Annotated in this window: 13 protein-coding genes; 11 read left to right on the forward strand and 2 right to left on the reverse strand. The window is 67.8% G+C overall.

Features of this window, described 5'->3' with window-relative positions; all coding sequences use genetic code 11:
* Positions 1–59 precede the first annotated feature (59 nt).
* From leuB to ASF22_RS05130, 6 genes are all read left to right on the forward strand, one after another.
* Entirely contained in the window at positions 60–1,166 is a 1,107-nt protein-coding gene (gene leuB / locus ASF22_RS05105; protein ID WP_056173624.1) for a 3-isopropylmalate dehydrogenase, read from the forward strand.
* Positions 1,167–1,273: 107 nt separating this feature from the next.
* Positions 1,274–2,446, forward strand: a complete 1,173-nt coding sequence (locus ASF22_RS05110; protein WP_056173621.1) for a transglycosylase SLT domain-containing protein — start codon at positions 1,274–1,276, stop codon at positions 2,444–2,446.
* A gap of 212 nt (positions 2,447–2,658) precedes the next feature.
* Entirely contained in the window at positions 2,659–3,198 is a 540-nt protein-coding gene (locus ASF22_RS05115; protein ID WP_056174139.1) for a response regulator, read from the forward strand.
* 98 nt (positions 3,199–3,296) lie between these two features.
* Entirely contained in the window at positions 3,297–4,217 is a 921-nt protein-coding gene (locus ASF22_RS05120) for a transglutaminase family protein (RefSeq protein WP_056262094.1), read from the forward strand.
* 74 nt (positions 4,218–4,291) lie between these two features.
* On the forward strand, positions 4,292–5,098 hold the full coding sequence (locus ASF22_RS05125) for a transglutaminase family protein (protein ID WP_056173613.1): 807 nt from the start codon (positions 4,292–4,294) through the stop codon (positions 5,096–5,098).
* Between the two features lie 105 nt (positions 5,099–5,203).
* Positions 5,204–5,857: a L,D-transpeptidase gene (locus ASF22_RS05130; RefSeq protein ID WP_056262098.1), complete on the forward strand. Its 654-nt coding sequence runs from the start codon at positions 5,204–5,206 to the stop codon at positions 5,855–5,857.
* Positions 5,858–5,974: 117 nt separating this feature from the next.
* On the opposite strand, the gene ASF22_RS05135 is transcribed toward ASF22_RS05130, so the two are convergent.
* Positions 5,975–6,304, reverse strand: a complete 330-nt coding sequence (locus ASF22_RS05135; RefSeq protein WP_244474205.1) for a hypothetical protein — start codon at positions 6,302–6,304, stop codon at positions 5,975–5,977.
* A 247-nt stretch (positions 6,305–6,551) separates the two neighbouring features.
* The gene (locus tag ASF22_RS05140) at positions 6,552–7,043 is read right to left on the reverse strand and encodes a phasin (protein ID WP_056174137.1); all 492 of its coding nucleotides are present in this window, start codon (positions 7,041–7,043) and stop codon (positions 6,552–6,554) included.
* A gap of 206 nt (positions 7,044–7,249) precedes the next feature.
* On the opposite strand from ASF22_RS05140, the gene ASF22_RS05145 reads away from it, so the two are divergent.
* From ASF22_RS05145 to ASF22_RS05165, 5 genes are all read left to right on the forward strand, one after another.
* Positions 7,250–10,018, forward strand: a complete 2,769-nt coding sequence (locus ASF22_RS05145) for an ATP-binding protein (protein WP_056262103.1) — start codon at positions 7,250–7,252, stop codon at positions 10,016–10,018.
* A gap of 47 nt (positions 10,019–10,065) precedes the next feature.
* Positions 10,066–10,335 (forward strand): hypothetical protein, encoded by a 270-nt coding sequence (locus ASF22_RS05150; RefSeq protein ID WP_056262105.1) that lies wholly within the window; start codon positions 10,066–10,068, stop codon positions 10,333–10,335.
* Positions 10,336–10,487: 152 nt separating this feature from the next.
* A complete protein-coding gene (acs, locus tag ASF22_RS05155) occupies positions 10,488–12,437 on the forward strand; it encodes an acetate--CoA ligase (protein WP_056262107.1) in 1,950 nt (649 codons plus the stop codon).
* Positions 12,438–12,558: 121 nt separating this feature from the next.
* The gene (locus tag ASF22_RS05160) at positions 12,559–12,867 is read left to right on the forward strand and encodes a DUF485 domain-containing protein (protein WP_056173595.1); all 309 of its coding nucleotides are present in this window, start codon (positions 12,559–12,561) and stop codon (positions 12,865–12,867) included.
* A complete protein-coding gene (locus ASF22_RS05165; RefSeq protein ID WP_056173592.1) occupies positions 12,864–14,558 on the forward strand; it encodes a cation acetate symporter in 1,695 nt (564 codons plus the stop codon). Before ASF22_RS05160 ends, ASF22_RS05165 begins: the two co-directional genes overlap by 4 nt.
* Positions 14,559–14,914: the final 356 nt, after the last annotated feature.

The raw sequence follows: 14,914 nt of genomic DNA on the forward strand, positions 1-14,914 counted from the left end.
TCCGCCGCAGCCCATCGTACAGCGTCCGACGGGACGATGAACCCAGGCGAGTTGATCCCATGACCACCTACAAGCTCCTCCTCCTGCCCGGCGACGGCATCGGCCCCGAGGTGATGGCACAGGTCGAGACGGTGATCGGCTTCCTGGGGCAGGCCGGCATCGCGGCGTTCGAGACCGAGCACGACCTCGTCGGCGGCAGCGCCATCGACGCCCATGGCGTGGCGCTCACGGACGCGGCCCTCGCCCGGGCGGATGCGGCCGATGCGGTGCTGCTCGGCGCCGTCGGCGGACCGAAATGGGCCGACGTCGCCTACGAGATCCGCCCCGAATCGGGCCTTCTCCGCCTGCGCAAGGATCTGGGCTTGTTCGCGAATCTGCGTCCGGCGATCTGCTACCCGGCGCTCGCCGACGCCTCCGCCCTCAAGCGCGAGCTCGTCGAGGGCCTCGACATCATGATCGTACGCGAGCTCACCGGAGGCGTGTACTTCGGGGAGCCGAAGGAGATCACCACCCTGCCCGACGGGTCGAAGCGCGCCGTCGACACCCAGGTCTACACCACGGGCGAGATCGAGCGCATCGCCCACGTCGCCTTCGATCTGGCGCGCAAGCGTTCGGGCCGGGTCGCTTCGGCCGAGAAGCACAACGTGATGAAGTCCGGCGTCCTGTGGAAGGAGGTCGTCACCCGGGTCCATGCCGAGTACACGGACGTGGCCCTGGAGCACGTGCTCGCCGACAATTGCGCCATGCAGCTCGTGCGCCGCCCGAAGCAGTACGACGTGCTCGTGACCGACAACCTGTTCGGCGACGTGCTCTCCGACGTGGCCGCCATGCTCACCGGGTCCCTGGGCATGCTGCCATCGGCGTCGCTGGGCGCCGTCGATGACAAGGGTTCGCGAAAAGCCCTCTACGAGCCCGTGCACGGCTCGGCACCGGACATCGCCGGGCGCGACATCGCCAACCCCCTCGCGATGATCGGGTCGCTGGCCATGGCACTGCGCTACTCGTTCGGCCTCGGCGAGGCGGCGGATCTCCTCGACGGCGCGATCACGGACGCCCTCGCCAGTGGCGCCCGCACCCGGGACATCGCCGCCGAGGGCGCACAGGCGCTCGGCACCGCCGGGATGGGCGATGCCGTCGTGGCCGCCCTCAAGGCGCGCATCGGCTGAGGAAAACTCGGCCGCCACGGCTTCGCCACGAGCGGAGCCGTGTTGTCGCCACATCTGTCAAGTTAATCTCTCCCCGTAGTTACCAGCCGCGGGGACGAAGAGAGCACATGCAGGGTCGCACGGTCGGATCGTCACGGACTGCCCTCGCCAACGGTCCCGTCAAGGGTCCCCTCCGCGGTCGTTCCGCCGCGATCGTTTCGTCCCCCACTTCCGACGCCCTGACCCTCGGCGGCCGCGTCGGCCGCGAACACGGCAGCCGGGCGGCGCTGACGCGCTCCGTCCTCCTGGTGACGCTTCTCGTCGGTGGGCTCAGCGTGGCCCTCCTCAACGGGGTCGGTCCGGCCGGGTCCGGCCTCGGTGGCGTGGTTCAGTCGGCTCAGGCCATGACCACCGTGGCGATGCCCCGCCCGCGCGTTCAGATCGCCCCGCCCGCCATTCTCGGGACTCCTGCGAGCGTCCTCTCCGCGTCGGCCGCCTTCGCGCCGATCCACGACCTTGATACCGAACTCGGCTCCAACGCCGTCGACCGGGTCTCGTACGACTTCCTCATCACCGAAAGCGCGGTGGGCGATCCCAACGACGTCCTCGAGTTCGGCCCGATGAAGATCCGCCGCCACCTCGTGCAGAAGATCGTCCGCGCGGCCCAGGCCGTGCAGACCGACCCGGTGCTGCTCATGGCGGTGGCCGATAAGGAATCGAGCTTCAAGACCGAGGTGCAGGCCCAGACCTCCTCGGCCACCGGCCTGTTCCAGTTCATCGAGCGGACCTGGCTCGGCGTGGTGCGTGATTTCGGACCCAAGCACGGGCTGACGCAGGACGCCGCCCTCGTGACGACGGGCGACAACGGCCGCCCCGCCGTCGCCGATCCGGCCGAGCGCACCCGCATCCTCGAACTGCGCCGCGACCCCTACCTCTCCGCCCTCATGGCCGGTGAGATGCTCAAGCGCGACGCCGCCCGCATCGCCCTGCGCATCGGCCGCGACCTGTCGCTGGGGGAGGTCTATCTCGCTCACTTCCTCGGACCGGACGACGCCGAGGAGTTCCTCGCCACCGTTGCCGACAAGCCCAAGGCCGCCGCCGCCCAGATGCTGCCGGGGCCCGCGCGCGCCAACAAGACGATCTTCTTCGCGGCTCAGCGCGGACGCCGCAAGGCGACGAGCCTGTCCGTGGCCCAGGTTCACGAGAAGTTCGAGGCGATGATGAGCGCGCGCGGCGCCCGCTATCGCGATGTCCGCTCCGTGGCCGGCGTCATGGCCTATGCGGACGCCTCCGCGGACTGATCCGCGCCTGCATCGCGAACGCACGATGGATTTTCGGCAACCCAGCGTGCCCTCCCGGCTTTAATGTAGGTGTGTCCGACACTCGGCCCACCACGAGACCGTAACGCTGGAGGCTCCGCTTGGCCGATTTCGAGGCCGATACGAACGGCACGCCGCACCGTCGCGTGCCAGAGGGAGGTGTGTTCGGTCCCGCCGACACCCTGAGCCCGAGCCTGTCCCTCGACCGAATCGGTCAGGCCCTGGCCTCGTTCTACGACGATCTCATCGCCGAAGGGGTGCCCGAGCACTTGGCCGCCCTCGTGCGCCAGGTTCGCCAACCCGAGCCCGCACCCGCCGTCGCCAGCCCCATCGCCGGCAAGCCCACCTCCAAATCGGGCAAACTCGCCCTCGTGGTCGAGGATGACGCGACCACCCGGGCCCTGGCGGAGGCCTTGCTCGAAGAGACCGAACTCGGTGTCGTGGGGTGCGACAGCGCCGAGGCGGCCATCGAGATCATGCGCACGCGTGGCGGCGACGTGTCCCTGGTGTTTGCCGACGTGCATCTGTCGGGCGTCATGGATGGGGTTCAGCTCGCGTCCGCGATCGCCCTGCTGTGGCCGATGACCCGGCTCGTCGTCACCTCGGGCCAGCGCACGCAGCGACCGGGCAGCCTCGCCCCTCAGGCTGTGTTCATCCCGAAACCGTGGCGTCCGATGGACCTTCTTGGCGAGGCGGAGCGGGCCTGCGCGGAGCCGCAGCCGATCCTGCCCTGAGGGCAACCCCGCCTTTTGCATCGCACCATCTCGCTTGGGCGCACCTCTTGCATTAATCGAGGACGAGACCGCGCCGCCCGGGGCGGTGGAGCCGATTCGTGCCGATTCTGTCCGTCCGCCACATCACCACGTATCGCTATCGTCAGCCGGTGGCGTTCGGCGAGCACCGTATCATGTTCCGGCCGCGCGACAGTTACGATCAGCGGCTCCTCTCCGCCGCCCTGAAGATCACGCCCGAGCCGGTGTCGTTGCGCTGGCTGCACGACGTATTCGGCAATTGCGTCGCCGTGGCGTCCTTCCAGGGGCGGGCCTCTACCCTGACCTTCGACTGCACCATCACCCTCGATCACACGCCCGAACTCGCGCCGATCTTCCCGCTCGCCCCGCACGCGGCCTTCTACCCGTTCGGCTACGGCGCCGATGACATCCCCGACCTCAGCCGCTCGATGGAGCGGCAGCATCCCGATCCGCGCAACGAGGTCGACGCCTGGGCCCGCGGCTTCGTCCCGCCCAACGGCCGGATCGCGACCCAGGATCTCCTCGCCGAAATGACCCGCAGCGTTCGGCGCAACTTCGCCTACCTCGCTCGCTCGGAGAAGGGCGTCCAGGACCCGGTCACCACCCTGCGCTTGAAGCGCGGGAGCTGTCGCGACTTCGCCGTTCTGATGATCGAGGCCGTGCGGGCGCTCGGCATGGCTGCACGGTTCGTCTCCGGCTACCTCTACAACCCGCGCGGCGACCGTGAACGCCATGTCGGCGGCGGCTCCACCCATGCCTGGGTGCAGGTCTACCTGCCGGGTGCCGGCTGGATCGAGTTCGATCCGACCAACGGGATCGTCGGCAACCGCGACCTGATCCGCGTCGCCGTTGCCCGCGATCCGCGCCAGGCCGTGCCCCTGCACGGCTCCTTCTTCGGGTTTCCCGCGGACGACCTCGGCATGACCGTGAGCGTCGCCGTGGATGAAGTCGAACCGGGTGCTGGCGATGCACGGGTTCCGGACCCTATGATCGCGCGTTGACGGTCCAATTACTGCATTGCCCGGATCTTCCCGCGGGACACGACATTTCAAATTCGAGAGATTGGGTAAGCGTCATGAAGATCAGGACTGGGTTCGACATCGCCTTCGAATCGGCTCAGCCGACCCCCATGATCCTGGCGCTGAGCGTCCATCCCTCTCGGATGCCCGACCTGCTCACGCCGCATATGATCACCTTCGATCCGCCGATCCCGTCGCAGGAATACCGTGACGTCTTCGACAACATCCTCACGCGCATCGTCACGCCGATGGGGCGGCTGACCATTTCGGCCGATTTCATCGTGCAGGATTCCGGGCAGCCCGACGTGTACGCCCCCTGGGCACAGCAGATCGAGGTCCAGAACCTCCCGTCGGACGTGCTCGTCTACCTCCTCGGCAGCCGCTACTGCGACACGGACAAGCTGTCCGAGACGGCCTGGTCCCTGTTCGGCGGCACGCCCATGGGCTGGGGCCGGGTTCAGGCCATCGTCGACTACGTCCACGAGCGGATCCGCTTCGACTACATGTGTGCGGACGCCACCCGCACGGCCTGGGATGGGTTCATGCAGCGCCAGGGCGTGTGCCGGGACTTCGCGCACCTTGCGGTCGCCTTCTGTCGCTGCATGAACATCCCGGCACGCTACTGCACCGGCTATCTCGGCGACATCGGGATTCCGCCCGTGCCCGATCCGATGGATTTCTCGGCCTGGTTCGAGGTCTATCTCGACGGAGGCTGGTACACCTTCGACGCCCGCCACAACACGCCGCGCATCGGCCGCATCGTCATGGCCCGGGGCCGGGATGCCACGGACGTGGCGATCACCACCAACTTCGGCTACGCGCACCTCGCCCGCTTCGACGTGCACACCGACGAGGTGTTCTGATCGCGCGCGATCGGCGGAGAAACGAAATCTTCAGGGCCTCGTGGAACCGGCACCCTACGCTTACGCTTGTATAGCAAAGGTTACGCTTCAGGTAAGGCATCAACGATGAAGACCTTGGCCTCCGCCCTCGCGGGCATTCTCAGCGTCTGTGTCCTGTCCAGCAGCCCGGTGCTGGCGAACCCCTACGATCCCTTCGGCGGCGATGCCGGCGAAGACTACTACGCCGACCCCGCTTACGGGCAGACCGGCGCGAGCCCCTATGGCTACCAGGGCACGGTCGGCCAGGGTGTCCAGGCCGCTCCCCAGGCGCAGGTGGCTCCGATCCCGCGTGAACTCGTCGCCTTCCGGGGCGACTACAAGCCCGGGACCGTCGTGGTCTCGACCTCCGAGCGCCGGCTGTACTTCGTCCTGCCGGGTGGCGAGGCGATCCGCTACGGCGTCGGCGTCGGTCGCCCGGGCTTCACGTGGTCTGGAACGAAGACCGTGACGGCCAAGAAGGAATGGCCGTCGTGGACTCCGCCGGCCGCCATGATTGCCCGCCGTCCCGATCTGCCGCGCTACATGGCCGGCGGAGTCGAGAACCCCCTCGGCGCACGGGCCATGTACATCGGCAACACCGAGTACCGCATCCATGGCTCCAACGAGCCGGACACCATCGGGCAGGCGGTCTCCTCGGGCTGCATCCGGATGACCAACGAGGACGTCACCGACCTCTACGAGCGTGTCCGGGTCGGTGCCAAGGTCGTCGTTCTGAACTGATCCTTTCGGGCGCCGACCAGAAACCGACGTAAATCGAAATCGCCGCCCCTTCGTTCGAGGGGGCGGCGATTTCGTGTCCGTAGACGGGGTGCAGGAGATGGGGGCCAGGCCGGTCCGTTACGGGACCACCCGGCCGACGGCGGTCTGCGGCGCGCTGAACGACGCGATGGGCATGTCGCAGAAGCAGCGCACACCGAGGGGGCGCGGCCCCGGCAAGGGACAGGAATAGGGCCTGAAGCCCGTGAGACCGGACTGCACGGCATCGCAATTGAGGCCCGTCGCGACCCGGCGCGGCGGCGGACGCCCGTAGGGATCGTCATAGGCGCGGCGCGGCGGAGGCCCACGGTCGTCGTAGTAGCGGCGCGGCGGCGGACGGTCGTAGCCGTCGTCGTAGTATTGTGCGCTGGCGCCTTGGGACCCGAGCACGGCGGTCAGGGCCGCGACCATCACGCTAATTCGGTAGGCAGGTCGCATCGGGATACGCAGCTCCTCGATTGATCCGGTCCGCTCGTGGCGGGACGCCCGGCGGGGCGCAACCGTTAAGGCATCGCGGCGCGGAGGGGAATCGGGTTTTCGAGCATGGCGCCTAGGAATATGGCGACGACGAAAACGGCCCGCCCCGCTGGGATGCGGGACGAGCCGTCGGGCGTCGATCGGTGGCTTGACCGAACCGGGATCTCGGACGAGCCGGATCTCAGTTGTTGGTGGCGTTGCGCAGGGCCTGCTCGGTGTCGGCGCCGGCCTTACGCGCGGCTTCGGCACCCTGCTCCATGGCCTTGCGGGCCTGCTCGGCCGATTCCTGCATGACGCCCTTGGCCTTCTCTGCGCTCTGCTGCATCGCCGTCTGAGCGAGACCGCCGAACTCCTTGGCCTGCGCCTGGATCGCCGCGAACTGGCTGCGGACGAACTCGGCCTGATGCTGCATGGCCTCCTGGAGGTCGCGCGAGCGGACCAGCTTCTGGGCGAGGTCGAAGGCCGCCGTCACGTTCTGCTCGGCGAACTCGAAGCCGCGGGCGGACACGTCGTGCGCGCTGGTGCGGGCGGTCTCGGCCGAACCCTGGACCGTATCGGCTGTGCGCCGGGCGGCGCTGATGAATGAATCGAAGGCCTTGCGGGCCTGATCGACACTCTTCTCGGCGAAGTCGCGCATCTCGGCGGGAACTTCATAATTCGGGGTGCTGGTCATCATCCTCTCCTTCTTGGACTGCTTGTTGATTCGTTCGTTGTGCGCTGCACAATAACACACCGTCCGCCCTATGCCACCCTGTGCGGCTGCATTAAGATTGACAACAGGTAAACGTGTGGCGCCACCGATTGATGTCCACTCTCCGGCCCGGCTGGGGTTAAGAGAAAACATCCTCTCCATAAGCTCGCCACGTGAAACGGGTGCGAATGTTCGATAACGGGGTCGAAGGGCTTGTCCCGGACGATGCGGCGCTGGGAGCCCTGGTGCGGAGTCTCGGGGGCGAACCGCGCCTCGGGCCGCTCCTGAACGTGCCCGGCTGCGCCCTGCTGATCTTCGACGAGGCCGGTACCCGCCTCGTCCACGCATCCAGTGCGGCACGTCCTTTGGCGCATGCCATCGCGGACGCGAACGGGGTCGTCCTGCCGAGCCTTCGTCTCGCTGCGCAGATCCAGGCGACGCCCCGGCCCGCCCTGACCCGCATCCGGTTCGACCGGCGCGGCCTTGCCCCGCCGACGACCTGTCTCGTGGTTCTGGGGACGGTGTCCGACGGTCGCGTCGTGCGGGTTCTCGTCCTGACGGAGGCCGTTCCCCGACTGCGCCCCGTCGTGCCGGCTGCTCCGAGCGGGCATCCCGAGACGGTCCCGCCCGCCGCGTCCTCCCTGCCTGCGGCGGAGGCGGATGTGCCCGCGGATGTGCCAGCCGAGCCGAGCGCCGTTCCGCGCTTCACCTGGACGACCGATGCGGCCGGCACCCTCGTGCGTGTGGACGGTCCGGCCGGCGCACTCCTGCGCGGCGCGATCGTCGGGCGATCCTGGACCGCTTTGTCGCAAGGCGGCATCGCCCGGGATGCCGAAGGTCTGCTCGCCGTCCTCGCCGCCAACCGCACGTTCCGGGCGATCCCCTTGGGCATCCACCTCGCCGGCCCGAGCCGTGTCGTCGAACTCGACCTGTCCGGGGCGCCGCTGGCGCGCACCGGACAGCCGCCACGCGGGTTCGCGGGCTTCGGCATCGTGCGCGGCGTCGAGGCCGCTGCTGTATCCGAACCCGAAGCGGTCGTCCCGACCCCCCCCACCCCGGTACCACTCTCCGAGGCCGCACCGCAGGAGGGCCCGACGCAACGACTCGAGACCGCTCCGGACGAGCTGATCTCGGAACCCTCGCCGTCGGAAGCCGCATCCGGCACGCCGGCCCCGGACGTCGATCTATCCCCGACGACCCAAGAAACACCGGTGACCCAAGAAACACCGGTGACCCAAGAAACACCGGTGACCCAAGAAACACCGGTGACCCACGAGTCCCTGACGACTCACGAGCATGCGGCGTTCCGCGAGATCGCCCGCGCCCTGGGTGCGCGTTTCGCCGGCGACGATCTGGCGGAGGCTTCGCGCGACGAGGGACGTGCCAACCCGAGCGGCGCCGTGATGGCATTTCCCGGACCGCCGCCCCGGGCGCCTGAGCCGGAGGAGCCGGCGCCGGACGCGGCCGTGGTCGCCACGCTCGAACGCCTGCCCACGGGCGTACTCGTCTATCGGGGCGACGACGTCCTGTTCGCCAACCGCACGCTCCTCGATCTCGCCGGGTTTCCCGATTTCCCGGCCCTCGTGGCGGCCGGCGGCATCGCTCACCTGTTCCGCGGCCTGCCCCCGCACGAACGCCCGACGAGCGACGCGCCCGCGATCCTGACGGCGCGCGACGGCGCCCATCGCGGCGTCGAACTCCAGCGCTCGGCCATCGATTGGTGCGGCCGCCCGGCCGAAATTCTTCTCGCGCGCGACGCTGTGAGGGACGAACCGGCCCGCGCACGAACGGCCGAGCGGATCGCGCAGGATTTCGCCGCTCGCCGTGCCCAGGACGCCCTCGGCATCCTCGACGCCCTCGACGAGGGGGTCGTCACCCTGGACGACAGCGCCCGCATCCTCGCCCTCAACCGTGCGGCCGCCGCTCTGTTCGGTGCCGATCCCCGCGAGGTCGTGGGTGAAAGTTTCCTCAGTCTGTTCGCGCCTGAAAGCGCCGTCGACGTGCTGGCCGCCACGCATGGCGTTCCCGAACCGGGATCGTCCCCCGGCGAAGCGGCCTGCGAAGTGATCGCCCGCGGGCCGGACGGCCCCCTCCCCCTCCGGCTGACCATCCGCACGGTCCCGCGCGACGCCGAGACCCGGCTCTGCGCGATCCTTCGTCCGCAGCGCGGGCCGGATGTGCGGCTCACCCAGGATGCAGCGTCCTCCTCCTCGGAGGCCCTGCGTCTCGCCGAGACGGCGAACGTTCGGAAATCGGCGTTCCTGGCGCGCGTCAGCCACGCCATCCGGACGCCGATGAGCGGCATCCTCGGGTTCACGGATCTGATGCTCACCGAGCCCTTCGGTCCCCTGGGCAACGAGCGCTACCGCAACTACCTCGACGACATTCGCAAATCCGGTTCGGAGGTTCTGGGCCTCGTCGACGATCTCAACGACCTCGCCCGGATCGAGGCCGGGCATCTCGATCTCGACTTCACCGAGATTCCCCTGAACGATCTCGTCTCGCGCTGCGTCGCTCAGATGCAGCCGGAGGCCGCGCGCGAGCGCATCGTGGTGCGGACGAGTTTCTCCGCCGATCTCGCGCCGCTGCTCGCCGACGAACGCTCCATGCGTCAGGCGGCCTTGACGGTCATCGCCAATGCGATCCGCTTCACCGAGGCCGGCGGTCAGGTCATCGTCTCCACCACCATGGCCGACCGGGGCGAGATCGCCCTCAGGGTCCGCGACACCGGCATCGGCCTCACGCCCGACGAGATCGAGACCCTGCTGGAGCCTTACCGCGCCGCGCCGGTGCAGGGCCCGCGCCCGGGTGGTGACACCGGCCTCGGCCTGCCGATCACCAAGGCCCTGGTGGAGGCCAACCGCGGCGAGTTCCGGATCACCAGCCGCAAGGACGAGGGTACCCTGGTGGAGATGCTGTTCCCCGCAGCCCAGGCGAGCCGGCGCGCGGAAGGCTAGAACCTCGCGCAGGCTCCGCGCGTTGTCTGAAAAAGCAGGAGGTTCCCATGCTCAGGATCGTATCGAGCCGTGTGTTCCTGGTCGCAGGTCTGATGGCCTTGGCCGCCACCCCCGCCCCGGCGCAGGGGACGGACGCCGCGCCCCTGAAGAACCTCGAATCCGCCGGCGAATTTCGCAACATCACCTCCACCGGGGTGACCAAGCCGCCGGGCCGGGCCCTCGACGGCGCGGGCCCCCGGGAATCCGCCGAGCCGACCCGGCGGGAGCGCACCCTCGACCGCAAGATCGGGTCGGGAATCTGCACCGGCTGCAACTGACTGCGCCACCGCCCGATCTTCGGGCAACCTGTCCAGAAGTCTCGCCGGTAAGGTGCTTGCAGCGACTATCCCCCTAAGCATAAGAAGGTTTTGGGAAGCCCCGGCTGCGCGGATCATCGCGATACGATCGGGCACCGCTCAGGGAAAACGTCATGGACGAGAAGGTGGTGGCAGTCCGCACCGAGTGGGTCGAAGGTGCCCATGTGGACGATGCGAAGTATCAGGCCATGTACAGGGCCTCCGTCGACGATCCTGCCGCATTCTGGGGCGAGCACGGCAAGCGGATCGACTGGTCCACACCGTTCACCAAGGTGAAGCAGACCAGCTTCGAGCCGGGCAATATCGACATCAGGTGGTTCGAGGACGGACGCACCAACGTCGCCTACAACTGCATCGATCGCCACCTCGAGACACGCGGCGATCAGGTCGCGATCATCTGGGAGGGCGACGACCCGACGGAATCCAAGCACATCACCTACCGTCAGCTTCACGCCGAAGTCTGCCGGATGGCGAACGTGCTGCGCAATCGCGGCGTCTCGAAGGGTGACCGCGTCACCCTCTACCTGCCGATGATTCCCGAGGCCGCCTACGCCATGCTCGCCTGCGCGCGGCTCGGGGCGATCCATTCCATCGTGTTCGGCGGGTTCTCGCCGGATTCCCTCGCCGGCCGCATCGAGGGCTGCGCCTCCAAGCTCGTCATCACGGCCGACGAGGGCCTGCGCGGCGGCCGCAAGGTTCCGCTGAAGGCCAATGTCGATGCGGCCATCGCGCGTCTCGGCAAGGACGCCGTGGACCACGTGGTGGTGGTGCGCCGCACGGGCTCCGACGTCGCCATGGAGCCGGGCCGCGACGTCTATTACGACGAGGCCGCCGCTCAGGTCACCGACGAGTGCCCGGCCGAGGCCGTGGAGGCCGAGCACCCGCTCTTCATCCTCTACACCTCTGGCTCCACCGGCCAGCCCAAGGGCGTGGTCCACACCACCGGCGGCTACCTTGTCTACGCGTCGATGACGCACCAATACGTCTTCGATTATCGCGAGGGCGAGGTCTACTGGTGCACCGCCGATGTCGGCTGGGTGACGGGGCACAGCTACATCGTCTACGGGCCGCTCGCCAACGGCGCCACGACGCTGATGTTCGAGGGCATCCCGACCTATCCGTCGAACTCCCGCTTCTGGGATGTCGTCGACAAGCACAAGGTCAACATCTTCTACACCGCGCCCACCGCCATCCGCTCCCTCATGGGCGGCGGCGAGGCCCCGGTGAAGCGGACCTCGCGGTCGTCCCTGCGGGTCCTCGGCTCCGTCGGCGAACCGATCAACCCCGAGGCCTGGGAGTGGTACTTCAAGGTGGTGGGCGATTCCCGGTGCCCCATCGTCGACACCTGGTGGCAGACCGAGACCGGCGGCATCCTCATCACCCCCCTGCCGGGCGCCACCAAGCTCAAGCCCGGCTCGGCCACCCGGCCGTTCTTCGGCGTGCAGCCGATCATCGTCGATGCCGAAGGCAAGGTCCTCGACGGTCCGTGCGAGGGTAATCTGTGCATCGCCGATTCCTGGCCCGGCCAGATGCGCACGGTCTACGGCGACCACGAGCGCTTCGAGCAGACCTACTTCGCGACCTATCCCGGAACCTACTTCACGGGTGACGGCTGCCGGCGCGACGCCGACGGCTATTACTGGATCACGGGGCGTGTCGACGACGTGATCAACGTCTCGGGGCACCGGATGGGAACGGCGGAGGTGGAATCCTCCCTCGTGGCCCACGCCAAGGTCTCCGAGGCGGCGGTGGTCGGGTATCCCCATGCCATGAAGGGACAGGGCATCTACGCCTACGTCACCCTGATGGAGGGCGAGGAGGGCTCGGACGACCTGCGCAAGCAGCTCGTGGCCTGGGTCCGCAAGGATATCGGCCCGATCGCGTCTCCGGACCTGATCCAGTTCGCGCCCGGTCTGCCGAAGACCCGCTCGGGCAAGATCATGCGTCGCATCCTGCGCAAGATCGCGGAGGACGAGTTCTCGTCCCTCGGCGATACCTCGACCCTCGCCGAGCCGGCGGTCGTCGACGACCTCATCGAGAATCGCCAGAACCGGACTCACTGAGCGACACCGGTCCGATCATCCGCGCGGGCATTCCGATGCCCGCGCACCTGCGTTCGCACACACGCTTCGTCACAACGGGATGCTGGTCCGTCAAGAGACAGCGCCCGGGGAGGATCATGTCATGTCGGATCTCGAGACTGCGCGCGTCGCGCAGAATCCGCGTTTCCAAGAGCTCGTCCACGAGCGCACGCGGTTCGGCTGGACGCTCACCGCCATCATGCTGTTGATCTACTTCGGCTTCATCGGCCTCATCGCGTTCGACAAGGCGCTGCTGGCCGTGAAGATCGGCGGCGGCACCGCCTCCCTCGGCCTCGTCCTCGGCGTCACCGTGATCGTGCTCGCCTTCATCCTCACGGGCATCTACGTCCAGCGCGCCAACGGCCGCTACGATGACCTGACCGCCGCGCTGAAGCGGGATCTCGGCCGATGATCCGCCTCCGGCACCCCATCGTCCTCGGCACCACCCTCGCGGGCCTCGCCGCCAGCGTCGCCTACGCGGCCGGCCCGGACCTCGGCAACGTCACGAAATCGGCGACGAACTGGCCGGCCATCGGCATGTTCGCGTTCTTCGTGATCTTCACCCTCGGCATCACCTACAAGGCCGCCAAGGGCACCAAGTCGGCCGCCGACTTCTACGCCGCCGGCGGCGGCATCTCGGCCGGAACCAACTCGCTCGCCATCGCGGGCGATTACATGTCGGCCGCCTCGTTCCTCGGAATCTCCGGCCTCGTCTACACCTCGGGCTTCGACGGGCTGATCTACTCCACCGGCTTCCTCGTCGGCTGGCCGATCGTGCTGTTCCTCATCGCCGAGCGCCTGCGCAATCTCGGGAAGTTCACGTTCGCGGACGTGGCGAGCTTCCGCCTCGACCAGACCTCGATCCGCATCATCTCGGCCACCGGCACGCTTGTGGTGGTGGCGTTCTATCTGATCGCCCAGATGGTCGGCGCGGGGAAACTGATCCAGCTCCTGTTCGGCCTGCCCTATCTCTACGCCGTCATCATCGTCGGCGTGCTGATGATCGTCTACGTCGCCTTCGGCGGCATGAAGGCGACCACATGGGTGCAGGTGATCAAGGCCTGCCTGCTGCTGGGCGGGGCCACCTTCATGGCCGGCGCGGTGCTCTACCGCTACGGCTTCAACCCCGAGACCCTGTTCGCCGCCGCCGTCGCCACGCACCCGAAGGGTGACGCGATCATGGCGCCGGGCGGCCTCGTCAACAACCCGATCGAGGCGATCTCGCTCGGCGTCGGCCTGATGTTCGGCACCGCCGGCCTGCCGCATATCCTGATGCGCTTCTTCACGGTGTCGGACGCCCAGGCCGCCCGCAAGTCGGTGTTCTATGCGACCGGTCTGATCGGCTACTTCTATATCCTTACGTTCATCATCGGGTTCGGTGGCATCTCCCTGCTGATGTCCGATCCGGCCTACTTCAACCTCGATGCGGCCGGCGCCTTCGACAAGCTGAAGGGCATGATCGGCGGCACCAACATGGTGGCGGTGAACCTAGCCAACGCGGTGGGCGGTCCGTACTTCCTCGGCTTCATCTCGGCCGTGGCCTTCGCGACCATCCTGGCGGTGGTGGCGGGCCTGACCCTGGCGGGTGCCTCTGCGGTCAGCCACGACCTCTACGCCCAGGTGATCGCCCGCGGGCGCACCAACGAGGCGGCGGAAGTGCGTCTCTCGAAGATCGCCGCCGTCGTCATCGGCATCGTGGCGATCTACCTCGGGTACGTCTTCGAGAACCAGAACGTCGCCTTCATGGTGGGCCTCGCCTTCTCGGTGGCGGCGAGCTGCAACTTCCCGGTCCTGGCCATGTCCATCCTGTGGAAGGGCACGACGACCTGGGGGGCGCTCATCGGCGGCCTCGTCGGCCTCGTCGCAGCCGTCGGTATGGTGGTGCTGTCGAAGGCCGTCTGGGTGACCACATTCGGCAATCCGGTCGCCATCTTTCCCTACGACAACCCGGCCCTGTTCTCGATGCCGCTCGCCTTCCTGACGATCTTCGTCGTCTCGAAGCTCGACAACACCCGTCGGGCCCAGGCCGAACGGGCGTCGTTCGAGGCACAGTTCATCCGTTCGGAGACCGGAATCGGTGCCGACGGAGCGCACGCACACTGAGGCTGCGAGGACGGAAAAGCTCGAGATCTGTAGGGGCGCGGCGCAATCCGCGCCCCTTTACGCATGGGTGGACGCTTTAATCCTCGCCCAAAACAAAAAATAATTGTCATTTCGCGGAATTCGTTTCGAATTCGGTACTCTCCGTTGCTGCGGCGCTATTGGGCGAAATCGAGGCGTCGCTTAGCATTCGGCCCGACGCATTCAGGAACGTCGCTCGCGGACCTGGGGCCGGTTCATGCCACCCCGGGCCACGACAACTTGGATACGCACAAGGGTCCAACAGCTACGGGCGGACAACGTTCGGGCGATCGAAATACTGGAGAAACGTCGTTATGGTTGCGTCAAGCGCAATGCCC

This window comes from Methylobacterium sp. Leaf87, assembly GCF_001422775.1.
In the GTDB taxonomy this organism is placed as follows: Bacteria; Pseudomonadota; Alphaproteobacteria; order Rhizobiales; family Beijerinckiaceae; genus Methylobacterium.

Coding starts and splice junctions, on each gene's coding strand:
- ASF22_RS05165 (WP_056173592.1), top strand. CDS start 12,864: ATGATCCGCCTCCGGCACCCCATCGTCCTCGGCACCACCCTCGCGGGC.
- ASF22_RS05130 (WP_056262098.1), top strand. CDS start 5,204: ATGAAGACCTTGGCCTCCGCCCTCGCGGGCATTCTCAGCGTCTGTGTC.
- ASF22_RS05135 (WP_244474205.1), bottom strand. CDS start 6,304: ATGGTCGCGGCCCTGACCGCCGTGCTCGGGTCCCAAGGCGCCAGCGCA.
- acs (WP_056262107.1), top strand. CDS start 10,488: ATGGACGAGAAGGTGGTGGCAGTCCGCACCGAGTGGGTCGAAGGTGCC.
- ASF22_RS05140 (WP_056174137.1), bottom strand. CDS start 7,043: ATGACCAGCACCCCGAATTATGAAGTTCCCGCCGAGATGCGCGACTTC.
- ASF22_RS05160 (WP_056173595.1), top strand. CDS start 12,559: ATGTCGGATCTCGAGACTGCGCGCGTCGCGCAGAATCCGCGTTTCCAA.
- ASF22_RS05145 (WP_056262103.1), top strand. CDS start 7,250: ATGTTCGATAACGGGGTCGAAGGGCTTGTCCCGGACGATGCGGCGCTG.
- leuB (WP_056173624.1), top strand. CDS start 60: ATGACCACCTACAAGCTCCTCCTCCTGCCCGGCGACGGCATCGGCCCC.
- ASF22_RS05110 (WP_056173621.1), top strand. CDS start 1,274: ATGCAGGGTCGCACGGTCGGATCGTCACGGACTGCCCTCGCCAACGGT.
- ASF22_RS05125 (WP_056173613.1), top strand. CDS start 4,292: ATGAAGATCAGGACTGGGTTCGACATCGCCTTCGAATCGGCTCAGCCG.
- ASF22_RS05150 (WP_056262105.1), top strand. CDS start 10,066: ATGCTCAGGATCGTATCGAGCCGTGTGTTCCTGGTCGCAGGTCTGATG.